The sequence below is a fragment of the Pseudofrankia coriaricola genome (assembly GCF_032027725.1).
Taxonomy (GTDB): Bacteria; Actinomycetota; Actinomycetes; order Frankiales; family Frankiaceae; genus Pseudofrankia.
Genome location: NZ_JASNFO010000107.1, coordinates 23,816 through 46,632, shown reverse-complemented (window position 1 = coordinate 46,632; position 22,817 = coordinate 23,816). Strand labels below are relative to the sequence as shown.

The 22,817-nt window shown below is 69.2% G+C and carries 17 protein-coding genes and 1 pseudogene; 9 read left to right on the top strand and 9 right to left on the bottom strand.

Annotated elements, in window-relative coordinates; all coding sequences use genetic code 11:
- Nucleotides 1-44 precede the first annotated feature (44 nt).
- Nucleotides 45-1,772, bottom strand: coding sequence for an IS1634 family transposase (locus QOZ89_RS40620; RefSeq protein WP_312623741.1), 1,728 nt, complete (start codon nucleotides 1,770-1,772; stop codon nucleotides 45-47).
- A 1,650-nt stretch (nucleotides 1,773-3,422) separates the two neighbouring features.
- Nucleotides 3,423-4,388 (bottom strand): hypothetical protein, encoded by a 966-nt coding sequence (locus tag QOZ89_RS40615; protein WP_312629460.1) that lies wholly within the window; start codon nucleotides 4,386-4,388, stop codon nucleotides 3,423-3,425.
- A gap of 403 nt (nucleotides 4,389-4,791) precedes the next feature.
- Here QOZ89_RS40615 and QOZ89_RS40605 point away from each other — a divergent pair.
- A pseudogene (locus tag QOZ89_RS40605) lies at nucleotides 4,792-5,612 on the top strand (transposase); the annotation flags it as partial.
- 50 nt (nucleotides 5,613-5,662) lie between these two features.
- Here the strand turns inward: QOZ89_RS40605 and QOZ89_RS40600 are convergent.
- The 4 genes from QOZ89_RS40600 to QOZ89_RS40585 form a co-directional block, all read right to left on the bottom strand.
- Nucleotides 5,663-8,875, bottom strand: coding sequence for an ATP-binding protein (locus tag QOZ89_RS40600; RefSeq protein WP_312629458.1), 3,213 nt, complete (start codon nucleotides 8,873-8,875; stop codon nucleotides 5,663-5,665).
- A gap of 226 nt (nucleotides 8,876-9,101) precedes the next feature.
- Nucleotides 9,102-9,932: an alpha/beta hydrolase gene (locus tag QOZ89_RS40595; RefSeq protein WP_312629456.1), complete on the bottom strand. Its 831-nt coding sequence runs from the start codon at nucleotides 9,930-9,932 to the stop codon at nucleotides 9,102-9,104.
- Nucleotides 9,933-10,025: 93 nt separating this feature from the next.
- Nucleotides 10,026-11,054, bottom strand: a complete 1,029-nt coding sequence (locus tag QOZ89_RS40590) for an SDR family oxidoreductase (protein WP_071049138.1) — start codon at nucleotides 11,052-11,054, stop codon at nucleotides 10,026-10,028.
- Nucleotides 11,055-11,079: 25 nt separating this feature from the next.
- Nucleotides 11,080-12,045, bottom strand: a complete 966-nt coding sequence (locus QOZ89_RS40585; RefSeq protein WP_312629454.1) for an alpha/beta hydrolase — start codon at nucleotides 12,043-12,045, stop codon at nucleotides 11,080-11,082.
- A 460-nt stretch (nucleotides 12,046-12,505) separates the two neighbouring features.
- Here QOZ89_RS40585 and QOZ89_RS40580 point away from each other — a divergent pair, with 460 nt between their 5' ends.
- The gene (locus tag QOZ89_RS40580; protein WP_083418699.1) at nucleotides 12,506-12,721 is read left to right on the top strand and encodes a 2TM domain-containing protein; all 216 of its coding nucleotides are present in this window, start codon (nucleotides 12,506-12,508) and stop codon (nucleotides 12,719-12,721) included.
- A gap of 66 nt (nucleotides 12,722-12,787) precedes the next feature.
- Here QOZ89_RS40580 and QOZ89_RS40575 read toward each other — a convergent pair whose 3' ends face one another.
- Nucleotides 12,788-12,934: a hypothetical protein gene (locus QOZ89_RS40575; protein ID WP_312629453.1), complete on the bottom strand. Its 147-nt coding sequence runs from the start codon at nucleotides 12,932-12,934 to the stop codon at nucleotides 12,788-12,790.
- A 405-nt stretch (nucleotides 12,935-13,339) separates the two neighbouring features.
- Here QOZ89_RS40575 and QOZ89_RS40570 point away from each other — a divergent pair, with 405 nt between their 5' ends.
- From QOZ89_RS40570 to QOZ89_RS40545, 6 genes are all read left to right on the top strand, one after another.
- Nucleotides 13,340-13,492 carry a hypothetical protein gene (locus QOZ89_RS40570; RefSeq protein ID WP_241841760.1) on the top strand — a complete coding sequence of 51 codons (153 nt, stop codon included), beginning with the start codon at nucleotides 13,340-13,342 and terminating at the stop codon, nucleotides 13,490-13,492.
- A 71-nt stretch (nucleotides 13,493-13,563) separates the two neighbouring features.
- Complete coding sequence (locus QOZ89_RS40565; RefSeq protein WP_312629449.1) at nucleotides 13,564-14,430, top strand: hypothetical protein; 867 nt, start codon at nucleotides 13,564-13,566, stop codon at nucleotides 14,428-14,430.
- Nucleotides 14,431-15,386: 956 nt separating this feature from the next.
- Nucleotides 15,387-16,130: a hypothetical protein gene (locus QOZ89_RS40560; protein WP_312629447.1), complete on the top strand. Its 744-nt coding sequence runs from the start codon at nucleotides 15,387-15,389 to the stop codon at nucleotides 16,128-16,130.
- Nucleotides 16,131-16,804: 674 nt separating this feature from the next.
- Nucleotides 16,805-16,942, top strand: coding sequence for a hypothetical protein (locus QOZ89_RS40555; RefSeq protein ID WP_312629445.1), 138 nt, complete (start codon nucleotides 16,805-16,807; stop codon nucleotides 16,940-16,942).
- Between the two features lie 214 nt (nucleotides 16,943-17,156).
- Nucleotides 17,157-17,327: a Rossmann-fold NAD(P)-binding domain-containing protein gene (locus QOZ89_RS40550; protein WP_312629443.1), complete on the top strand. Its 171-nt coding sequence runs from the start codon at nucleotides 17,157-17,159 to the stop codon at nucleotides 17,325-17,327.
- A 68-nt stretch (nucleotides 17,328-17,395) separates the two neighbouring features.
- On the top strand, nucleotides 17,396-19,690 hold the full coding sequence (locus QOZ89_RS40545) for a hypothetical protein (protein ID WP_312629441.1): 2,295 nt from the start codon (nucleotides 17,396-17,398) through the stop codon (nucleotides 19,688-19,690).
- Nucleotides 19,691-19,909: 219 nt separating this feature from the next.
- Here QOZ89_RS40545 and QOZ89_RS40540 read toward each other — a convergent pair whose 3' ends face one another.
- Nucleotides 19,910-20,896: a sulfite exporter TauE/SafE family protein gene (locus QOZ89_RS40540; RefSeq protein WP_312629439.1), complete on the bottom strand. Its 987-nt coding sequence runs from the start codon at nucleotides 20,894-20,896 to the stop codon at nucleotides 19,910-19,912.
- A 117-nt stretch (nucleotides 20,897-21,013) separates the two neighbouring features.
- Entirely contained in the window at nucleotides 21,014-21,637 is a 624-nt protein-coding gene (locus QOZ89_RS40535) for a TetR/AcrR family transcriptional regulator (protein ID WP_312629437.1), read from the bottom strand.
- A gap of 110 nt (nucleotides 21,638-21,747) precedes the next feature.
- Here QOZ89_RS40535 and QOZ89_RS40530 point away from each other — a divergent pair, with 110 nt between their 5' ends.
- On the top strand, nucleotides 21,748-22,482 hold the full coding sequence (locus QOZ89_RS40530; protein ID WP_312629435.1) for an SDR family NAD(P)-dependent oxidoreductase: 735 nt from the start codon (nucleotides 21,748-21,750) through the stop codon (nucleotides 22,480-22,482).
- Nucleotides 22,483-22,817: the final 335 nt, after the last annotated feature.

Below are 22,817 nucleotides of genomic sequence, written 5' to 3'. Positions count from 1 at the left end.
CTGCGGGCTCGTGACTTGCGGGTTCGCGGCAGCCATTGATCGTCTTACTGACTACCAACGGTCTTGGAGATAGGCGCGCCGATTAGCTGGAAGACCTTTCTCTGGGTTTCGGTGGCGTTCGTGAGTAGCTGAAGGCTGCCGCCGCCGCTGATGCGGATCTCGTCGCGGGTCAGGGTGGCCAGGTGCGCGAGGAGGCCCTGGAAGCTGTAAAGAGGCGTTCCGTCGGGCTGTTCCTTGCGTGTGGATTTCCGGTTGGCGGCCTCGGAACGGAGAGCGGGCGCGACCGGGTCGGTGCGGCCTGGCGGCTCCTCGTCCGTGAAGGTGAGGGGGGCGAGCCGTTTCCTCAGGTGCCAGGTGATGTAGGCAGCGAGGGAGCAGATCAAGAGATGTGCGCGGACCCGGTTTTCCAGGTAGTGGTAGATCGGTCGCACCTGAAGGTCGGTCGTCTTGATCGTACGGAAGACTCGTTCGACCTGGGAGAGGTTCTTGTACGCGGTGACGATCTCGTCTCCGCGCATTCCGCTCGCGTGTTTCTCCTCGGCGCGGACGACGTAGATGCCGTCGAGCGCCGCCTCGGCGGCGATGCTCTCCTCCCGCCGGGCGATGGTGACATCGGCGTCCGTGATCGTGATCTCGAGGTGCTTCGCCATCTTCCGCCTGTGGACAATCTTCCCGATCTTCATGCCGATGTCCGCGGCGCCGACGATCCGGCCTTCCGTGACGGCGGCGACGACTGGGGCGAGCGCCTTTTCGGTGGCATCGAGCAGTTCGTCACGCTTGCGGGCACGCTCGGCTGCCAGGAAAGGGTTCCGGCAGGCGATCAGCCGCTCTCCGGGAAATTTCGGGTGGCGGATCTCGGCGAGGTTGGTCTCGTCGAACAGGGTCGGCTGCAGCGGGCCGTCCACGGCCGCGAGCTGGGCGATCTGGGGCGCGCGCAGGGCGGTGATCCATCCCAGGTCGTCGGACTCGCGGAGCGCCCTGATACGCGCCGACGTGATCATCCCTCGATCGCCGACCATGATCACACTCTTCAGGTGGAACGTTTTCTGGACGGCGTGCACGGCTTCGATGAACGCGGACGGGTCGCCGGTGTTACCGGGGAAGACGCGTATCGCGACAGGCCGGCCGTCGGCGTCCGTGAGGACTCCGTACTCGATCTGCTCGAGCCCGCGACGGCCGTCACGGGAATAGCCATGGGACGCCAGCGGGCAGCAGTGCCCTTCCATCCAGGACGACGACAGGTCGAAAAGAACCTGGCCGCCGTCGACGAGATGCCGGCCCACGAGTTGCCTTTCGATGTCGTCCTGCCGGTGTAGCAGCCAGTCCATGGCGGCATAGATCTCGTCGGTCGACGCCGTGTCTATCCCCAGGTCCGCGCCGAGCGTGTTGTCGGACCACCAGGATCTGGTGGCGAGCTTCGAACCGGGCTGGATAATCCGGGCGACAATCAGCGCTAGGGCGATATCCCGCTGTCGCCCAGCCGGCCCCAGCAGTGCCGGCAGGCCGAGCTGCCGGGCGACCGTCATGACCGCGGCGACATTGCCGTGCTGAAGAGACCGAGCGATCTCGACATCTTTCTCGACATCGACCAGCGTCCGGCCCGCGAGCGCTTTCCTGAGCACGTCGATGGCCGCCGGCGGAAGGTGCGAGACGTTCGCAATGGTCTCGTTCTTGACCTTTCCGTCTTCCCGGAAGGTACGCCGCACCAGATGCGACACGTACTCCCGCGGCTCGCCGGCCGCGTTCGTCTGCCGACTGACAATCCGGTCCACGTGCATAGCACCCGTTTGCCTCGCCACGAGTCGATGATCCCATCCAGCAAGATCCCGATCAAGCAACCTACTGACTACACTTCGGACAACACAGGCCAAAGTGCCAGGCTGTGCGCGTAGCGATCTTCGAGCACTCGCAAGTTCGGTCTAACCGAAGGCCCATACCCATAGGTCATGGTCACGTCTGGTCGGCCACGGACCGCAGCGAGACGAGCCACTCCCGCCGGCGTCCGAAAACGCCAGAGCCCCGCGCCACGAAAGCGGCTGCGGGGCTCTGACCTGCCTCGACCAGGCGCGCACTCCAGGGAATCGAACCCCAACCGATGATCCACAATGACGTGAACCCACCGAGAACGTCCACCACGTCCACCAAGCACTGTCTTTCACGGCCAGCCTACCTGGTGTACACCAGCAGAGACGAAAGACGATCACCGACCTGGGCAGGAGCGCCCTAGCCAACGCGACCTGGCTTCAATGATCGTCCGACCGTGCGGACGTGCGACCGAGGCCGGGTCGTAGGCGAACTGGATCTGCATCCCGCCGCTTCAATGATCGTCTCTCCTTGCCGGCGGAGCGGCCGGTGCGGCCTGCGAGTGTCGACAGCGAGATGCCCGTTTAGCGTCCCCGACTTCAGTGATCATCCGCCCGAGCGAGCGGAGCGACGTTCGGCGCGATCAGGATGTCGCGGCGCACGACGGTGCTTCGGTGATCGTCCGTCCTAACGGGCGGAGCGACTCGACGTCGGCCTGGTCCCCCTAGATCGTCACGTCGCTTCAGTGATCGTCCGTCCCGAAGGACGGTGCGACTTCCTGATTCCGATCATCGCGGCGTTCGTGCAGATGCTTCAGTGATCGTCCGTCCCGAAGGACGGTGCGACTTCCTGATTCCGATCATCGCGGCGTTCGTGCAGATGCTTCAGTGATCGTCCGTCTCGGAGGACCGCGCGACGCCCACAAGCTGGCCTTGTTCACCAACACGATCACGCCGCTTCAATGATCATCCGCCTTGGAGGACGGGGCGGCCCAGAAGGCCCTCGTGTATGCCACCCCGGGTGTGGTGCTTCAGTGATCATCCGTCCTGGAGGACGGTATGACGACCCCAACGTAGAAACCGCATGGGTCGACAACGGCTGGCTTCCGTTCTGGAGGACGGTACGACCCACGAGACAGGTAGGAGCCGCCCGCATCACCGGTACTTCAACGATCATCCGTCATGGAGGACGGTGTGACGTGATCTGCGGCAAAACGCTCGACACGGTCGACCGACTTCAGTGATCATCCGTCGCGGGGGACGGTGTGACGGTTCTCCTGGATGGGGCGTGTGAGCGGCCGAGATGCGGCCGGATGCGCCCGACCCCTCGGCATGATGATCTGCGATGCGTTGTTGGGGTCTCAAGGTGCGGGTGAATCGGGTCTGACCTGCGTGCGAGCGGTCCTGCGGGTTTCCGAGTGATCAGGGCGCTCGCAGCGCCGCCGCGGTGAGCAGCGTGCGGGTCATCGTGTCAGATCGTCGTCCGGGTGCAACACGCCGACGCGCGGCTCAGACCGCCCGAACCGGCCCCTATGCAACACAGCCCGTCCAGCTCAGCCGCCGACGCCTCGACCATCACGACACAGATCATCCCCCCAGTCATCAGGTGCCGTTGCAGTATTAGCCCCGGCGACTCGGTCTCCAGCGGCCACGAGACCGGGTGTTCGCCGCGGCCAGCAGGGCCGCGGCGGCCTCCAGCCTCTGCCGGGGCTCCTGCGCGTCCGGCCCGAGGGCGGCCACGAGCCTGTTCCCCGGCCGGATAACCATGGACGCGCGGCGCAGGTCCGCCGCGGCGATCAGACACAGCGCATAGACCCCGTAGCTGTTCGCGAGTTCCCAGTTCGTCTGGGGGTCGTCGTCGTCACGGAGCCCCTGGCGCAGCTCGGTCGCCTGGGACGCGGCCGAGACGGCGGCGAGGGCGTCGCCGTGGGGCGTCGCATTCTTCAGATGCCGGTCCAGCAGGGCGACAGCCTGGTTGTGGTAAGCGCTGCCGAGCGCGCGGCGAACTCGCCGCCCGGCCGTGAGAGCTGGCCCCGCCCTGTCGAGCCCGGTGGAGATCGCACGCTCCAGCAGGCGGAGGCGCGCCCGGGGCTGTGCCGCGGCGAAGGCGATCTCTCCCACGTCGGCCAGCGCGGTGACGAGCTCGGCAAGCGCGTGGTCACGCAGCGCCGTCGCCCTCGGGTAGGTGGCGCTCACCGCGTTCTCCAGCCGCTCGAAGAGGGCGACCGCCTCGTGTCCTGGCCGCAGTCCCGTGGCCGGCCGGCCGAGCGCGTGCAGCACCATCGCATGCCGCCATAGCGCCCGCGCCAGCTGTCGCTCGTCCTCAGGGTCCGGGACCTTCGCGTCCACGACGGCGTGGCGGTAGGCGTCGACGACCTCGGTCCACAGCCGCTCGGCCCGCGGCAGGCTCACCTCGCGCCGCGCCAGCTCCCGAGCCTGGTCGAACAGTTTCTTCCGGTCGTCCGGCCCCACGCCCCAGCCTTCCCATGTCGCCGCCATGACCAGCCGTTCGTCACCGAGGAGGCCATCCGTGCACAGCGGGCGACAGGCCGTGCGCGAGAACAGGCCTTGGAGGATCCGGTCCATCCTAGTACTGCAATGGCGATTGATGATCTTCCGGGGTGATCGTTGCCGTGGTGGTGAAGGCGTGGTCGGTTCAGCTGGATGGGCTGTGTTCTCGGGTCGGCAGCAGGTTCGGGCGGGCGGCGCCGCAGCGGCGGGTCGTCGAGTGTGTGTCGGGGCTGCTGGTCGCGGGTCTTGATCGTAAGAGTGGGTGGACGCTCGCGGAGCGGGCGGGGGACGTGTCGCCGACGGGATGCAGCGGCTGCTGCGGGATCTGGAGTATGCCAGCAGAGCGAAAAGATGATCACTGACTGTCTGAAAGTTCGGTCTTCTTACCGCCGGCCTGGCCCCTGTCGGGTTGCTCAGCCGAGGAGGGTCCGGCCGATGTAGCCGTCGGGGTCGCATCCGGGTGGGGGGATCGCGCGCTTGCTGGGCGAAGAACGGCCCGCCGCTGAACGACGGACCCCGCGCGCAGACGACCCGGGAACGCTGGCACCAAGTCCACGGCCTGCTCGATCAGGGCGTCGGTCTGCTCGAATGCGCCCGGCGGCTCAACCTCGGCCTGAATACGATCAAACGCTACGCCCGCGTCGCTGAACCCGAACGCCTCCAACGCGCCCCGCAATACCTGCCCACCCTCGTCGATCCCTACCGCGAGCATCTGAAACGCCGCTTGGCTTCGTAAGTGACAACGGGATCTCGTCGACATAGCCAGCCGCCGCACCGACGACCCCGCAATCCCGATCCCGCGCCTGTTCGAGGAGATCAAAACGCTTGGCTGCCAGGGCAGCTTCAACCTCCTCGCCCGCTACATCACCCAAGGACGCGTCGAGGCCGACCGGCCCGCAATCTCCCCGCGCCGCGTCGCCCGGCTCCTGCTCACGCGACCGGACGCCCTACACGACAGCCAGCGCACCCGCCTCGACGAGCTCGCCACCGCTTGCCCGGAACGGATCGACCTCGCCAGCTCGATCCGTTCCTTCGCTGACCTGCTCCAACCCCGCCCTGGCAATGCCGACCAGCTCACCGAATGGATCACCGCTGTCCGACACGCGCCGCCGATCTGCCCCACCTGCGCACCTTCACCCGCGGCGTCGAATTCGACCCGGAAGCCATCAATAACGCCCTCGCCCTGCCCCACCACAACGGCGACGCCGAAGGCGTCAACACCAAAACCAAACGGATCATGCGGCAGATGCACGGCCGAGCCAGCTTCCCCTCCTCCGCCACCGCATCCTCCTCAACTAACCCAGCGTCAGCTCGAGGCTAGGGCGCACGCGATGCGGGTGTCAGCGCGGTCAGTCGTCGGCGTCGAGTTCTGCGAGGAAGCGCTCGGATCGTTGAGCGAAGAGGTGGGCCTCGCAAGCGGTGGAGTGTGAGTACGCCCGTTGCGCGGCTGCTCGAATCGCGGCTGGGGATTCGCCGCGAGCCTGCGACAAGCGCGCCTTGAGCAGCAGGAGCAGCCCTTCGGCGTACCGCTGGCCGTGGTCCCAGACGGCCTGGTCGGCCCGGCCGAGGGCGGCGGCCGCCCGGTCGGGCATTCCGGCCGCCAGCCACATCTCGGCGATCAGTCCATAGTGGTAGGCGATTCCCCACCGCGGCGGGTCGAGCAGGTCGGCGGCCAGGAGGCTCTCGGCCTCGGCCGCCGCCCCGGCGGGATCATCGCCTGTGAGGGCACGTGCCCAGCACCAGCTCTGCCGGATGTAGGGGTCGATCCGGGAGCGGAGGCGGACGAGCCCGGCGGAGACCCATCGTTCGCAGGCCCGTCGCGCCAGGGCCGCGTCACCGGCCATGCAAGCGATCATGGTGGTGTAGTAGACCCAGATCGAGGCGGCGTACGGATCGCCTGGGTCGTCCCAGGTGTCGACGAAGGCCAGCGCCGGAGCTACATGACCGTGCAACGCGGTCATCACAGCCTGCCACCCGGGCCCTTCCCCCCGAATGCTGCCATCCCGCCGTAGCGGTATCTCATCCTCCGGCACGGCGACACCGATGTGGTCGTCACCGGGGTGGTCGTCACTGGTGAAGGACCGGTACGCCTGTCCGATGTTGCCGATGTCCCACTGATGCAAGCCCCAGGCCTGCCGCCCGTAACGTCGCACGACCGGATCCGCGGACGGCTGACCCTGCTCGTACATCCGGCGGGCCAATCTCCCGCGGTCCTTCCCCATGGATGTGTAGGCCCCCATCAGACGAATGAAGAGGAATTCGGCGGCCTCCGCCTCCCGACCGAGACCGCGGGCCAGATATTCGCCACGTTCCAGCAGATCGAACGTCGAGGCGTCGTACCCGGACTGCCTCCTGATGACGATGGCGAACAGCTTCAGGGCAGAGAACTCCAGCCCTAGGAGCCCGGACGTCCGGGTGACCTGGACGGCGGACCGTAGCTGCCGGTCGGCGGACTCGAACGCGAGCCTGGACGCCGCGCGACGCCCGGCCCGAATCAGCGCCTCCGCGGTGCGAACCGGCTCGGCGAGCGGGCCGGCGGCCCACAGGTGGTAGGCGAGGCGTTCGGCGATGGCCTCATCGTCGGCATGGGTCTGTTCGAGCGCGTCCGCGACGCGCAGATGCAGCCCGATGATCTGCTGCTTCGTCATGGTCTCGGAAACCGATTCGCGAACCAGGTCGTGCGCGAAACGTAGCGAGGACGGGTCATCCGGTCCCGATTCGAGCAGACCGAGAGCATGCAACGGGTCGAGGCGTTCGAGGCAGTCCGCGACGTCCACACCGGCGGCGCGGGAAAGCAGTGTGAGGTCGACGTCGCGGCCGATGAGCGCCGCGAGACGCAGCTGATTCCGCGCGCGGTCGTCGAGGCCGGCCATCCGGCCGCGGACGACGTCGCGCACGGTGGACGGGACCCCGGCCTGCGCGGATGCGTCGCCATCGCTGAGCGCGCCGGCCTCGCTGAGGAACCGGGACAGTTCACGGACAAAGAACGGGTTTCCAGAGGTACGGGCGTAGATGGCACGGGTGACGGCGTCGCCGGGATCGTGGCCGGCCTCGTGGCGGATGAGTTCCGCCACGTCGGTCAGCGCGAGTGGCCCGAGCCGGATCCTGCGGTGACCGGGCAGGCGGCTGGCGGAGGCCAGGACCTGGGAGAGAACCGAGGCGAGAGTGGGAGCCCGGTCCCGAAGCGCGCCGATGATCGCCGTCCCGGGGGGCAGCCGGGCCGCCAGATGGCTGAACAGCTGTAGGGAGGCCACGTCTGCCCATTGGAGATCATCAAGTATCAGGAGGGTCGGCCGCCGTACCGAGGCTTGGCCGATAAGGGCGACAACCTGCTCGAACAGCCGGAACTGGGCGTTGCCGTCGGGAACCGCCCGGGTGGCGTCGCCCCGCCGATCGAGGAGGACGCCGAGCTCGCTGGCGAGCCACGTGGCCCGGACCGGCTCGGGAAGACTGCCGACGATCGTTCCCAGCGCCTGTTCCCATGGCCACATCGCCGGTGCCCCGCCACCCTCCAGGCAGGAACCCCAGACGACGAGCGCGCGGTGCCGGTCGGCCACGGCGGCGGCCTCTTCCAGCAGGCGGGTCTTGCCTACGCCCGGTTCACCCTCGACGATGCCGATCCCCGTGCGGCCCCCGAGGGCGCTCGCCACCGTGCGTCGCAGGACAGCGAGTTCCTCGGTGCGGCCGACCAGACCGGTCGGCGCGGCCGGCCGTACTCGGTCATCCGTTCGCGCTGGGAGGGGCGACGCCGAGGGCTGCGCCAAAACGCGCCGATGTGCCTCCCTCAGGGCCGGACCCGGGTCGATGCCGAGTTCGCCGGCAAGCCGCTCGCGGATCGCGCGGAACACCGACAGCGCCTCGGCCTGGCGTCCGGCGGCGCCGAGGGCGCTGACGAGAAGGGCCTGCACGGGTTCGTGGAACGGGGCCATCGACGCGGCCAGTTTCAAAGCCGGGAGCACCCCCTCCGGCCGGCCCATCGACACGGCGAGCTCAGCCGCTGCCATGCACACGTCGTAGAACTCCTCGTCGATGGCGGCGAAGAGCGCCGTCGCGCTCGGCCCATCGGCGATGCCGTCGCCCGCCGGGCCACGCCACAGGCCGAGCGCCTCGACAAAGCGATCGAGCGCCGCGTCGTCCCGTTGCTGAGCCAGGGCAGCTCGGGCCGCGCCGACGAACTCCCGGAAGGCGACGAGGTCCAGCGTGCCGGCGGCGGCGGTGAAGAGATAGGAAGAATCGCCGCGACGGTGCAGAAATGAGCCGGCGCCACGAGCCGGGAGCAGGGGTTCGAGGACCCTTCGCAACGCGCCGACGTACTTGTGGATGATGTTGATGGCGCTGAGGGGGACGTCACCGCCCCAGATCAGGTCGATCAGTTCGCTCGTGCGGGTCGGCCTGCCGACGCGGGCCAGGAGCAGCGCCAGGAGCAATGCCTGTTGCGGGGGGCCGACAGCCACTTCGACCCCGTCGCGCCACAGCCGCAACGGACCGAGAACCTGCAGGTACAGCGAAGACCCGCCGACCGGCGGATCCTCACCGCCGGCGACCGCAGGAAGGATCGGCAAATCCAAGCTTCTGACCCCGGCAGACATGACGCCACCGTCGTGTGCCCACTTCGTACGGCCTAGGCGGATAGGTCGATCCTAGCGCGCCCGGATCTCGACGCTGTCACACCAAAACGCCCGCGATCGAGCCATGCCTTGCCTGCTCCGCTCTCCACGGAGCCGGTAGCTACGTGCACTACGCGTGTGGGCCCTGCGTCGACGAGGCGTGGACCCGCCCACCATGCCCCTATGTCATGGCTGACCTGGGCGTGGTGGAACTCGCGAACTGCCTACTCAACCAGCCCTCGATCAGGCCGGCGACGTCCTGCCAGCCGTGGTCGAAGGCCAGCGAGTGGCCACGATCCGGCATCCGGACCAGGTCGGCGACGGCCGGCGAGTGCCGGTAGAGCCGGTGCGCCGCGCGGGTCACCACGGCGGGCACGGTGTGGTCCTGCTGTCCCGAGACGAGAAGCAACGGCCCACGGCGTTCCGTCCTGGTGTCGACCGACGCCGCCGACCGGCGCCGGAGGTTCGCGGTGGCGACCTCGAAGATTGGCCGGCCGGGTCCGGGGATGGCATAACGCGCGTGCAGCTCGTCGGACTCCTCCGCCGACACCGCGTTGCCGAATCCGTACCGGAACTGCTTGGCGGTCAACGCGACCGTCCGTGCGGCGTTGCCCGGTCGGCGCAGCACGGGAAACGCCGAACGCAGCTGAGCCAGCGGAAGCGGCCGTACGCCCCTGATCGGCGCGGGATCGATCGCGACGGCCGCGCGGAGAGCGTGCGTGACGTTCAGCTTCTGGGCGACGAGCCCACCGACGGAGTGGCCGATGACGACCGGCTCCCGCGCCATGGCCGCGATGATCCGGCCGTAATGCTCGGCGACGTCGTCGAGACCGATGCCGGCGAGACGATCGGGCCGGTCGCGGGTCTGCGCGGCGGTGTCACCGTCGCCGGGCCAGCCCGGGGCGATCGGTTCGTAGCCGGCGGACCGGAACAGGTCGAGCCACGGCGTCCACGACGACGAGTGAATCCACAGGCCGTGAATGAAGAGCACGGGTATTCCCGAAGTAGTCACGCTTGCCTTCCAAAGGGGGAAACGAAGTAGCGACCGTAAGACGGTGGACGACGCTTCGATGCGCGGCGACTTTTGGTCGACGCGAAAACCGTGCTATGCCGCGGCTGTTCGTGTCGTGTCGCGGAGCAGGTCAAGGTCGGCCAGGCCGGCCGCGGTGTCCATGATCGTCTCTTCGATCGGCCGGGGTCGCCAGCCCAGAACGTCGCGTGCCTTCGCGCTCGAGGCCTCGCGCACCGCGCCGAGGTCCGGGACGATCGTCGCGAACCGAGGGTTCACCCGGGCGCCGAGGCGGATCGCCCAGTCCGGTGCTGTCCGGGTCGGCACCCGGTGGGCTGCCGGGCCGAGCCGGGTGCGAAGCAGGCTCGCGATCTCCGGTAGAGACATCACCCCGGCGGTGGCCAGGAACCGTTCGCCGGTAGCGGCGGGCACGGCCATCGCGCGCACGTGCAGGTCTGCGACGTCGCGTACGTCGACCACGCCGACGGTCAGCTGAGGAATGGCCGGCAGTTTGCCGTTCATCAGCCGCTCGACGACCTCGACGTAGACCGAGCAGTCCGGGCCGAGCGGCGGGCCGAAGATGCCGACGGGGTTGATCACGGCCAGTTCCATTCCGCCGCCTGACCGGTCGACGAAGTCCCAGGCGGCCCGCTCGGCGACTAGCTTCGACCGCGAGTAGACGGCCATCGCTGGACCGTCCGGATCGCTCCAGTCCGTCTCGGTGAAAACCCGGGTGTTGTCCCGGTGGCCGTAGCCGATCGCGGCGAACGAGGATGTCAGCACGGTGCGCCGGACCCCGGCGTCGCGGGCGGCGCGTAGCACCCGCAGCGTGCCGTCCCGAGCGGGCACGATCAGGTCGTCGGGGTGTCTGGGTGCCTTGGCTGGGAACGGCGAGGCCACGTGCAGCACGGCGTCGCAGCCGGCGGCTGCCTGCGCCCAGCCGTCGTCGGAGGTCAGGTCCGCCAGCGCGAACGAAACCTCCGAGCCAGGCGCCAGCATCGCCCGCACCGCGGCCTCCCGTCGGGGCGAGCGCACGGTGGCGCGGACCCGATGACCCTCGCGCAGCAATCGGCGGATGCAGTGTGCGCCGACGAACCCGGAACCTCCGGTAACAAGAACGAGCATGATCGACCTCCTGTCGTCGGGCTGGTCAGCGTCCGGCGGCGGCAGGCACGTTCGCGGTGACGAAGGTGTCGATGGCTTCGATCATCTGCCGCAGGCCAGGGTCCTCGAACGGCAGATGGCCCGCGTTCTCCAGCTGGGCGACGGTGACCGGAACGCCGGTGATCCGCGCGAGGAAGGTCTCCGCCATCCAGAACGGTGACCAGCGGTCCTCGGTCGGCTGGGTGAGCAGGATCGGGCAGGCGCTGAACTCCTCCGGCGGGATGGCGGGCGTGTAGGTCGACAGGCTGTCGATGAACTTCAGGCTGACCCGGTTCGCGGCGGAGGTGCGGTCTCGCATGAGAACCTTCATGACCTCCTTGCCGTTGGCCAGGGCGCTCATCTTGGAGGCCATCGCCATCGGGAGGCGGACTCGTCCCAGACCGAGCCTGCGCAGCGCGCCCAAGGCGGGCACGCCGACGACGCCGGTCACGGGGTCGTGGGCGACGGCTCGCATGACCGACGGGTTCCGCATGTCCATGAAGGTCATGCCGACGATTCCCGCGACCAGGCCCTTCGGCGCCTTCGCCGCGACGTGGAAGGCGAGCATGCCGCCCGCGCTAAGCCCGTACAGGAAGATCGGCCGGGGATCGCGCTCCTTCTCGGCGACGAGAAGATCGAGGGTCACCTGTACCCAGTCCTCGTACGACCAGGTGGTGCTCGCAGCCGTCTCGGTCATCCCGTAGCCGAGATTGTCCAGAGCCACCGTCTCGTAGCCGATCTTGGCCAGCGGCGCACCGGCGATCAGGGTCATCTGGCGGCCATTGGTACCCACGCCGTGATGCAGGACTACTTTGGCTGGCGCATCGGGCTTCGCGTAGCGATCCAGGTGCACCCGGTGCCCGCGCCAACTCCAGAATTCCTCGGCCGGCTCGTCGTTCGGTTCCAAGCGGAGCCTACGTGGCAGAAATTCTTGCTGACCCTTCCATTCGAGTTGATCACGATAGTAGGGCATGGCGCACTTTCCTCCCGTGAAGATAGGCATACTAGGTGGCAGTGTCGGATGATCAAGCCTCGAGGTCGGTTGGCAGGACTTCTTCGCCTAGTCCTCGCGGTCGCCGGCAGTAGCAGTCAATGGTCGTGAGCGTAGAGGCGAGTACTTGACGCGGAGTGAACGAAGTCGGGACGGAGTGAACGGCGACTTCTCAGTCGTCCCGGCACCCGACGGCCGCGCAAAGGAGGCATCCCGGCCGGGCCGCTACCTGCGCGAACGGAGCGCTGGGACCGACAACACGCGCTGGCAGGCACGAGGGATCACGAGCCGCGTCGGACGAGGCGCGTGGGCAGCGGAGGAGTCGTTCCACGCTCATGCGATGCGCAGGACGACGAGGGTGATGTCGTCGCGCTGGGCTGTCTGGCCGAACTTGATCGCGGCAATTCACTGCTCGTCAAGCGCCTTGATCTACTCTGCGCGCATGAAATCAGGAAAGGGTGAGTCCGCCATCAAGTGGGGCCTGCGGGTCCATGTTCTCTGGTACATCGTCGCCAATGTCATCCAGGTCGTGCTGTGGGCGACCCTCACCCGGGACCAGTTCTTCTGGCCGCTGTGGTCGATAGTGGGCTGGGGCATCGGGCTGGCGTTCCACATCCGGGGCGCCAACTCACATCTGAAGGCGCTTTCCGGGACCTGAACTTGCCGATCCGTGCGGCCCAAGCCGCTCGGCGATCGCGATGGGGCGATCGGGGCCGGCTGGCGCCTACTCCGGTTCGGCCAGGAACTCCTCGGCACGGTGGGCGAACAGGTATGCCTCGCGCTCGATGGACAACGCGCGAGCCCGCTCGGCGGCTGCCCGGACCACGGCGACGGGCTCGCCGCGCAGCAGCCGGGCCCGCAGCAGGAGCACATGACCCTCGGGGTAGCGCTGGCCATAAGCGTCGAGGTAGGGGGTCGGCCCGGTCGAGGGCAGTGGCGGCCTCGACCGGCATCCCGGCGGCGAGTCACATCTCGGCGAGCAGCCCGCACCAGGTGGCCAGTCCCGGGCGGGGCGGGTCGGCAGGGCCGCGGCGATGATGCCCGGGGCTTCGCCGCGGCGCTAGCAGGGTCCTCGCCGGTCACGGCGCGGGCCCAGCACCGAGCCAGCCGCTGGTAGCTGCCGAGGAAGACGAAGGTGAGCTCCGGATCCGCCGGGATCCCCCGCTCCGCCGCGCGCAGCGCCCAGGCCGGGTCACCGGCCGGCGCCGCCACCGTGACGGCGAAGGCGGCCCAGACCGTGACCGGGTAGGAGTCGTCACCCGCGGCGGCGTCCGGGGTGTCGGGCAGCGCCCGGGCCGCGTCGACGTCACTGGGCAAGCGCGGTGTTCAGCGCGAGTATCACGGGCGAGAGCAGCTGCAGGTCGTGCCGGAGCGGGTGCTGCTGGTGCTCCTCCAGCTGGGTGTCGAGGTCGAGGGCCTTGTGCCGTAGGAAGGCCGTTAGGACACCATGACTCCCGAGCGTCCGGTAATACTCACCATGGGCCAGGTTCGGGAGGCGCCTTGACGGACGGGGATGCCCCGCACTGGGCGGCGGCACAGGTCGCGGCGGTACGCGACTGCCCCGGGGACCGGTTGGCGCTCTTGGCGCGTACTTACCTCGGGCCGTTCGGTCGAGCTCCCCGTCATCTCCCCTTCCGGCGGGCCGCCGTGTCGTTCATGCGGTGGCAGGTCGAGCGCGGCGTGCTGAACCCGCCGGAGGCGGATGCTCCGGGAAGCCGCTGGTGGCGAGCCGTGAACGACCGGTTGCTCCGAGACGGCTGCGAGGCCGTGGCGCGCTCCGGCGGGATGACGGGCGAACTGTCGTCACCGGCGGTCAAGGTGTGGCTGGAGTTCGTCGCGGCACCGACGGCCCAGAACTGGTACCGGGCCCACAACGCGAGCATCGCCGCCGCCTACCTGGACCACCGTGATCTCGCGGTGGTGGAGTCCAGACCCGAGCGATTCTTCTTGAACGTCACCCTGCTGCGGGTTCTGTACACGCATGCGCTGGTCGCGGCGCCCCGGTTGTCCCTCGGCCGGTTCGCCATCCTGGGTCGCCTCGTCGGTGACCCACGGCTCGGGGGCGTGGGGGCGTTCCTGTCGCTGGGTCGTGTGCTGCCCAACCAGTACCCGCTGGACGAGGAGCTGATGACCTATGTTCTCGACGAGCACCGGCTCGGCCGGATGCTCGACTACGGTGTGATCCAACCCCGCCTGCAGCGCCTGTACGAGTGGTCGGCGCTGGAGCTCGACCTCCCCGGCCTGCGGGACCTCGTCCGCGACGGCAGCCCGGTCTACGCCTGGCCCTACGAGGACCGCGATGTCTGGACAGCCGGCGGCGGTTCCCTTCCGGCACGAGTCCTCGGACGCGCCACGTCACCTCGCTGAGGCCGACGGACGGACCCTGGTTCCAGCCGTCGATCTCTCATCGTCGGAGTCGGCAGAGCCCTTGCCGGTCTCGATTGAGCAGGGCAAATAGTGCCAGGAAAATTCCTAAGTACGTGCCCCCTGCGAGGCTCGAACCTGCGCTGGTCGGCCGATCTGCTACATCCCGGCGAGTGCAGCAACAACGGCAAGCGCGACCGTCGGCACGATTTTCTGTCGGGGCCGGGCGAGCCGCGTCCCCGCCCCTGCATCAGCACCGAGGCGCCAGAACTGCCGCGGGTCATCGGCGAGGAAAGGCTGGGTGTCCTTCGGTGCGCTCGCGCACACCTCGCACACACGTGAGCCCCAGGAAGATCCAAAATAGCTGGCCGGTGCTACACGCTGCCGATGAGTGCCGCACGGTCCGTCGAGACGAGGAACCGTGCGTGTCGCACTTATCCGGGCGGGGCGAACCATCTGATGGCAGGTCAGAAGGTCGTGGCGCTTGTGAAAATGTGAACGTGCAGGTCAGAGTACGTGTGGTGCGCTCGGAGGGACTCGAACCCCCAACCTTCTGATCCGTAGTGCGGTAAATGCCGTGTTTGTCGGTGTCGCGTGATGCCGGCCTATCCCGCACCGTCCGGCACACAGGACCTTCCCGTGCCGGCGTGTGTCGGTCTGTGCCAGGCAGGGACGGCACGTGCGCGCACACGTCGCGCACACCTCGGTCAGCTCACCCATCCGACGATGGCACCTTTCCCCGCCGACCGCCACCGCCATCACGATCGAAGCGACTGTGTCGTCGCCGTCCATGAGCACGTGTCGTCGACCCCGGACGATCACCGGACCATCAGCGCCAGCCCACGCCGACCGATCGGCACCACCGCTTCGAGGCCACCCAGGGCTGGTGCCCGGTGAACCCGCGGAGGAAGACATCGGCCGCCCCGCCCCACAAAGACGGTCCGCCCGCCGCAGGACCGATGCATGCCGGGAAACTCGTCACCACAATGATCGGCATCGTCGTCGCGCTGACATTTCTCTTCGGCTTCGGCAATTCCTTCGCCCTCGGCCTCCGCCTCGGCGTCCCCGTCTTCATCGCGCCCCTGGTAGCCCCGGCAGTCGACCTGTCCGTTGTTGCGCTGCTCCTAGGGATCCGTCAGCTGGCGCTGAACGGCGGCCCCGCCGAGGTGCAGCGGCCCGCTCGGCGTCTCCTCATCTTCGCCAGCCTCGTGACCCTCGCCCTCAACATCGCCGAACCACTCATCGCCGGCCACTACGGCAAAGCAGCCTTCGACGCCATCGGACCACTACTCATGATCGGCTGGGCAGAAGTCGGCCCCGACCTCATCCAAGCCATGCAGACGAACGGAGCAAGCACACCCCCGCCAGCCCCACCGGCCACGAATGATCCATATGTCTCGACAGTGGCCGATCAGCCGGCAGGACCGACACAGGGCCCTGAGACCAACCAGGCGGAAGCGCCCCCGACCAGCGAGACGCCCCCACGAAACGAACCAGGAGCCCGGGAACAGGACCTCCTCCACCGCGCCCGAGCCGAAGACGTCCTCCACTGGCAACACCACCAGCGACCCATCTCCGCAGAAACCCTGCGCAAACGACTCCACATCGGCGCCCCCGCCGCCCGCAGACTCGTCGCGCAGCTACGCAGCGACACCCACACCAAGATCGAACGCACGACAAGCCCACCCAGCGGAACCCGCTGAGATCCAAGACGCACGATCAGCGCCAGCGCGAGGAGACCATCAAGGAGATCCGCGCCGAGTACCCCGTCCGCCCGCAGGCCACGGCCCCGATCGGGCTGCCCGAACCTGAGACGCGGGTCGACCACAAGGCAGGTCAAGAGCACCGGGCTGAATCCTGTGAACGGACGTCGCGCCTTGATGGCTCCGATTAGATCATCTTCAAGCAGTCCATACGGGTCGCGCTCAGGGCGGTGCGACCCGGAGGCCGGGCTAGACGAGGCGGTCCGAGCCGGACACGTCAAAGCCCCGCGCCACGAGTAGCGGCTGCGGGGCTCTGACCTGCCTCGACCAGGCGCGCGCTCCCGGGGAGTCGAACCCCAACCGGCGACCCCTATGGGACGGGGCCTCGCCGTGGACGCCCTATACGTCCATCGAGTGCTGTACTTCGAGGGAAACTTATCAGACGCCAAGCGCCAGATTCCGATCAAGATCTGGTCCTCCCGTTGCGCCTGACCCCCGCAGGTCAGGCCAACCTTGGCCGCGTCCGGAGTCGACAGCCGCAGCGTCACCGTGCGGGCGAGGTCATCAGAGGCGAGCAGTCCCAGCGCGGCGGCGGTGACCGGCTGGTCCAACGGCCAGCGAGCAGCTCGCCAACCCGGGTGCCGTCCGCGGTGACGGCGAGGACTTCTCCTTCCGTGCGGGTGCCGATGCCGCCCCGGTACTACATCAACAACCTGGGCGGCGACACCAAGGTCAACGCTCTGATCGGACTCGCGCTCTCGAACCACGGCACGACGCTCGACGGCATCGCCCAGCTCAGATCTTCGGTGTGACGAGCGCGGTCCAGTCAGCGTGTGCCGCGTACGCGGAGCAGATCGTCGGCTCGCCGTTCATGACCGCGCTGAACGCCGGCGGCGACACCCGTCCGGGTGTCACCTACACGGTGATCGAAACCAGGAACGACGAGATCGTCACGCCCTACACCTCGGCGTTCCTGTCCGGGTCCAACGTCCAGAACATCACCATCCCGCCGGGATCGACACGGACATGCTCGCCGGCGTCGACGCGGCGAAGGCGCACCCCGAGGTCGTCGCGGAACGGATCATCGCCGGTGTCGCCGCCGGGCAGTCGGTCATCTGGCCCGACGACGCCTCCGCGGGCGCGGGCTCGCTCTACCTCGGCGACCCGGCCGGCCTCGAACGGATGCTCGCCGGCTGAACACCAGCGGTCCGACGGCGTGACCGGAGACCGGGATCGCAGGAGACTCGTCGGGAGCGAGGTTGCCGGTGGACCCGATCCTCAGTCTCGCCGACTACCTCACCCTCGCCGATGGCCAGCTCGCGTCGCATCGCGCGCAGCTGGCCAGCTACGAGGCTCTGGAGGCGCTGCCTGCTGACACGATGCTCTGGTCGCTGCGCCGCTCGCTGGAACTGGGCCTGGGCTACGAGCGGCTGCTCGTCGACTTCTGGGGGGCTGCGGGCGGACGCGGTGGCCGTCGAACTGGCCCCGCCGGAGCCGGACCGCGACTAACCTGTTACGTAAGGGGAGGTGAGCCGCGTCCCGGGTCGGGCCGCACGCCCATGTTCGTCCGGCTACGACGCGCCCGCGCCGCGCGTTACGAACGGCACCTGCTCCGGCTCGCCCACGCCGCGCGTTACGAACGGCGCCTGCTCCGGCTCGCCCGCGCCGCGCAGCGCCCGTCGCCGGACGGCGCACGGCCCCTCGGCCAGCGCTGGGCCGCCTGGCGGCTGGGGCGCAGGAAGTCGCTCGCGGCCTACGTGCTGTGGCGCAGCTGGCTCGTCGCCCCGCAGGACGCCGCCTGGGATTTCCTCACGGGCTGCGGGGAGCGTCCGCCCTGGCCGTACGAGGGGACATACGCCGCCGCCGCGCTCGAGGCGGCCGTCGAGCCCGGCCGCAGCCAGGCCAGCCGCCAGGCGATCGGCGCCTTCTGCGTCCGCCGCGGCATCCTGCCTGACGACCCGGACCACCAGGCCCGCTTCCACGTCCTGACCGGCCAGCTGCCCGCCGCGCCCGGCCTGGACAGCGACCGGCTCGCGGCGGCCTACCGCGGCGCGGACGAGGCGACGCGCGCCGCGATGCGCCTGGAGCTCGCCAGCGCCGACGGCCTGGACCTCGTCGGGATCGTCGCCGGCCGCGGCGCGGACACGGTCGTCGTGACGCGGGAGGAGACCGCATTTCTCGCGGCGGAGCTCGCTCGCCGCCACGACGCCGACGGGCTGTGGCGCCTGGCGCTCGACCTCCCGCTGGCCAGGGCCGTCGAGGCCGTCCGGGCGGTGCCCGCCCGCTGGGCGCCCAGGGACGTTGACGAGAGACGGCTGCACCGGTGGTTCGTCCGGACACAGCCTGCCGCGGTGCAGGGCGTCCGCGCCCAGGCCTGCCGTCGGCTGGCGTGGCCCGACGCCGGGTTCGAGGCGGTCGCGTTCAGCGGCGACGAGTCGCGCGTGTCCGGCCGCACGAGGCTGACCAACCGGCTCGGGCCGACGCTGCTCCCCTGGTACCGGACCATCGCCAGCTTCGCCACCGCCGACGGCCGCCCGGCGGGCTCCGTCGAACTCGGGCCGGACACGACGACGTTCCTGCCGGAGGTCGTCAAAGGAGACCAGTTCGGCGTGATCGGCCGCTTCAAGCAGTATCTCGATCTCGGCGGGGCGTTCATGTGGGTCGGGTTTCACCACGAGCGCATCGAGGAGTGGAGCGGCATCCGCGACGTCGTCGGCCCCGAGTGGCGGCTCACCCGGCACGACACGACCGAGCGGGTTCTGCAGACGAGCCCCACCCAGACGCATCGTTGGGAGCCCCGGCTCGCCTACTACGCCGACGGCTTCGTCCTCGGCCTCGACCGCACGCTGTCGGTGCGCGACGCATCCGGCGCCGAGACGCGCCTGCTCCGGCTGGGCGAGCTGCTCGCCGAGCTGGGCCATGCCGACCCGCTGCTCGAGGTCCTGGCGACGGAGCCTGCGGCCGGCCGACTCGCCCTGTCAGTGATCGCGGACGGCGCCCGGTACCTGGTGGTCCTCGGCCCGGACCTGCGCCCGATCGCCCAGGCCGCCGTCGACGACGAGTACGTGCGCCTGTTCTTCTGCGGCCCGGACCGGCTGATGGCCGTGGTCATCGGCCCGTCACGGATAACCTCCTGGAACGTCGCCGCCGGCCTGACGCTCGAGGCTGCCGTCGACGGTTACGCCACCGCCGCGAGCCCCCAGCTGCGCTCCGGCGTCGTCTTCCTCGAGAACGAGCCGGACCTGCTCGACGCCCGCACACTGACGCCGGTCGCCGGCCTCGCCGCGCTGCGCCGCGGCGGGACCCCCCACGTGTCCCCCGCCGGCGGCTACGCCGCCTTCCTGGACCACAGCTCCAACTCCATCAACCTGTTCGACCTGCGCCTCAGCGAGGTGGCCGAGGTGCTCGACCGCCCGCTGGGCGCGAGCACGGCAGCGGACCTGGCCCACGCCCGAACGGTCGACACCACCGTTCTCACCAAGTCCCACGCCGACGTGATCGAGCTGTTGTGCGCCCTGCTCGAAGCCCGCCACCGGGACGGCGCCACCAGCGACGACTGACAGGCGCCCCCGCGGGGGCTCGTGCCGGAGGACCTTCGGACCACGATCTCGCCCTGCCGCCGGCGGGCCACCGGCGGCCATCAGCTGCCACCGCCGTGTATAGGTTGACCATTCGTTGGTCAGGCTCATCGAGAAATCGAATGGCCGATCGGCACCGCCGCTTCGCTGCCGAGGGAACCGGTGGCTGAACCGGTCCGGAGACTTGACTGTCTTTGCTCGCTACGCGCTGGTCGTCGCACGGCCCAGTTCGGCGTCCGGCGCGGAAAGGCGATCCAGGTCCGCCTCGGTGTCCGTGTCCCGGGCGTCGAGGGCCGCGATGGGCGTGACCGAGGCCGCGGTCCGGCTGTGATGGCGCGCGGCCAGGCGGGCGAGTCCGCCTGCTGCCGCGGCGGCCAGGGTGATGCCCAGCCAGTCGGTGGGTACACCGAGCAGCTTCAGGCCGGACAGTGTCACCACCACGACGAGGGCCGGGCGGATGATCCGGCTGGTCGCGCTGCCGGCGGAGACCCGGGCGCCGAGGTAGACACCGGGCAGGGCGCCTATCAGGAGGGAACTGGTCAGGCCGAGCTGGAAGTCGCCGAAGAGCAGGTGGCCGAGTGAGGCGGCGGCGACCAGCGGGACGGCCTGCGCGAGGTCGGTGCCGACGAGCTGCGAGCCGCGTATCCGTGGGTAGAGCGCCAGCAGCAGCACGATGATCAGAGAGCCGGAGCCGACGGAGGTCATGCCGACGACCAGACCGCCGATGGCGCCGGTCACGACGGTCGGCAACACCCGTACCCGAATCTCGGTGATCGAGGAATCAAGGCCGGACGAGCCGCGGCGCTGGTCGATCGCCGACTTCGCCAGCATCGCGGCCGCGGCGACGATGAGGATCGCCCCCATCACGATCTGGATCCGGTGCTGGACGGCGTCGCCGTCGCCGAGGGAACGCAGCACGAAGACACCGCCGAACGCGGCCGGCACCGAGCCGAGCATCAGCCAGCCGACGAGGCCTCGGTGCACGGTCCCCCGGAACAGATGCACGCCGGCACCGACAGGCTTCATCACCGCCGACGCGACCAGATCGCTGGAGACCGCGGCCAGCGGATGTACGCCGAACAGCAGCACCAGCACCGGCGTCATCAGCGCGCCACCGCCCATGCCGGTAAGGCCGACGACGAAGCCGACGATCGCCCCCGCGAGCGTGACCAGCGGGTCAATGTCCATCCAGACCACCTTTCCCACCGACACGGTATGCATGGTCGGCCGACCGAAGCCATCGATCCGCCGCGACGCCAGGCAGTCGCAGTGCTGGCTCGACCTGGTGTCAGGGGCGGTAAGCGGTCAGGAGTTCGTGAGTGACGCGATGTGGTCGAGCATCGTGTCCAGCGCCACCTCCAGCGGTTTGACCTGGCGTTGGATCTGCGTCAGGAGCAGGCCGCCCTGGAGCGCGGCGAGTGTCGCGAGCGCGAGGTCGTCGGGATCGCCGTCCAGGTCACCACGGGCGTGCATGGCGCGCAGGCCGTCGCGGATCGCGGACTCCCAACGCAGGAACCCGGAGGCGACCGCGAGGCGCGCCTCCGGATTGTTCTCAGCGACCTCGCCGCCCAGCGAGCCGATCGGACACCCGCCCCGGCACTGCAGCCGTCGTTGGTAGTCGACCAGCGCGTCCCGCCACTGGCGCAGGCCCGCGATGGTGTCCATCTGGCCGAAGTGTGGCTGCTGGAGATCGAGGACCGCGCGGGTCTGGAACTCGATCACGGCCAGCAGCAGCGCCTGCTTGTCGGCGAAGTAGTGGTAGATCTGCGAGCCGCTCACCCCCGCGGCGGCCCTGACGTCCTCCAGGGTCGCCTCGGTCACGCCGCGTTCGTACATCAGCTGGGCGGCGGCGGCCACGATCCGCGTCCGGGTCTGCTCACCCTTGCGGGTCAGCGCCCGCCCGTCCGGACGCGCTGTCCTGGTGTTCACGTCCCCCACCGTAGCCGATTCTGGATTGGACAACCCATTTTCTCATCTACAGAGTGGGCTATGCAGTCCATTCTGGCTGCTCCTCGAACGGCCTTCGGAAGGACGCGACCATGGAACTGACCGGCAAGGTTGCTCTGATCACCGGTTCGACCGCGGGCATCGGCAAGGAGGCCGCCCGGCTGCTCGCCGCCGAAGGCGCCGACGTCGTCGTGACAGGACGGGACGTTCAGCGCGGCAACGCGACCGTGGACTCGATCAAGGCTGATGGCGGGTCCGCGCGTTTCGTCGGGGCCGACCTGACCGACCTGACGTCCCTGCGTGCCCTCGCCACCGCCGCGGGCTCCGTGGACATCTTGGTGAACAACGCCGCGATCTTCCCCGGAGCCCCGACCGTCTCCCAGGACGTCGAGTCGTTCGACGCATCGCTCGCGGCCAACATCCGCGCGCCCTACTTCCTGACCGCCGCCCTGGCACCAGCCATGATCACGAAGGGCTCCGGCAGCATCATCAACGTCAGCACCATGGCTGCCCGGGTCGGTATGCCAGGCCTGTCCGTGTACAGCGCGACCAAAGCGGCACTGGAATCGCTGACCCGCACCTGGGCCGCCGAGTTCAGCCCGGCCGGAGTACGTGTCAACACCGTCGCCCCCGGCCCGACCCGCACCGACATGGTGCTCACCACCATGGGCGAAGAAGGCGCCAACCAGATCGCCAAGACCACGCTCATGGGTCGGCTCGCGTCGCCACGCGAGATCGCCGAGGTCATCCTGTTCGTCGCGACCGACCGCGCGAGCTTCATCACCGGTGCGACCATCCCCGTCGACGCCGGCCGGACCGCGATCTAGAGCGACAAGTCCGGGTTGTTGATCCGCCGGGCGACGGCGCGGCAGGCTCCAGCCCGGCGGATCAGTCCGCCACCGCGGACGCGGGGACCGGCTTAGGTGCGCCGGCCGGCCCGGAGCGCGCCGGCTGGGGTCGCGGGCGTGGCGCGTCGAGGGCGGCGAGGACGCTCTGGTAAGGCCGCCGGCGACGGGGGCCAGGAACAGGATCCACATTCCGAGGCCCGCCAGGTGCGGGTTGACTGCCCGGGTAGTTGACCATGACGCCGGCAGCCGGTCCGAAGCAGCGGACCAGTTCACAGGCCCGGGCCGACTTTCCGCAGCCCACGGGCAGTCAGGGT

What these genes read in the sequence shown, in the direction of transcription:
- QOZ89_RS40530 (WP_312629435.1), top strand. Translation starts at nt 21,748, where the DNA reads ATGGAACTGACCGGCAAGGTTGCTCTGATCACCGGTTCGACCGCGGGC.
- QOZ89_RS40585 (WP_312629454.1), bottom strand. Translation starts at nt 12,045, where the DNA reads ATGCCCTACTATCGTGATCAACTCGAATGGAAGGGTCAGCAAGAATTT.
- QOZ89_RS40560 (WP_312629447.1), top strand. Translation starts at nt 15,387, where the DNA reads ATGCATGCCGGGAAACTCGTCACCACAATGATCGGCATCGTCGTCGCG.
- QOZ89_RS40615 (WP_312629460.1), bottom strand. Translation starts at nt 4,388, where the DNA reads ATGGACCGGATCCTCCAAGGCCTGTTCTCGCGCACGGCCTGTCGCCCG.
- QOZ89_RS40590 (WP_071049138.1), bottom strand. Translation starts at nt 11,054, where the DNA reads ATGCTCGTTCTTGTTACCGGAGGTTCCGGGTTCGTCGGCGCACACTGC.
- QOZ89_RS40540 (WP_312629439.1), bottom strand. Translation starts at nt 20,896, where the DNA reads ATGGACATTGACCCGCTGGTCACGCTCGCGGGGGCGATCGTCGGCTTC.
- QOZ89_RS40550 (WP_312629443.1), top strand. Translation starts at nt 17,157, where the DNA reads ATGCTCGCCGGCGTCGACGCGGCGAAGGCGCACCCCGAGGTCGTCGCG.
- QOZ89_RS40580 (WP_083418699.1), top strand. Translation starts at nt 12,506, where the DNA reads ATGAAATCAGGAAAGGGTGAGTCCGCCATCAAGTGGGGCCTGCGGGTC.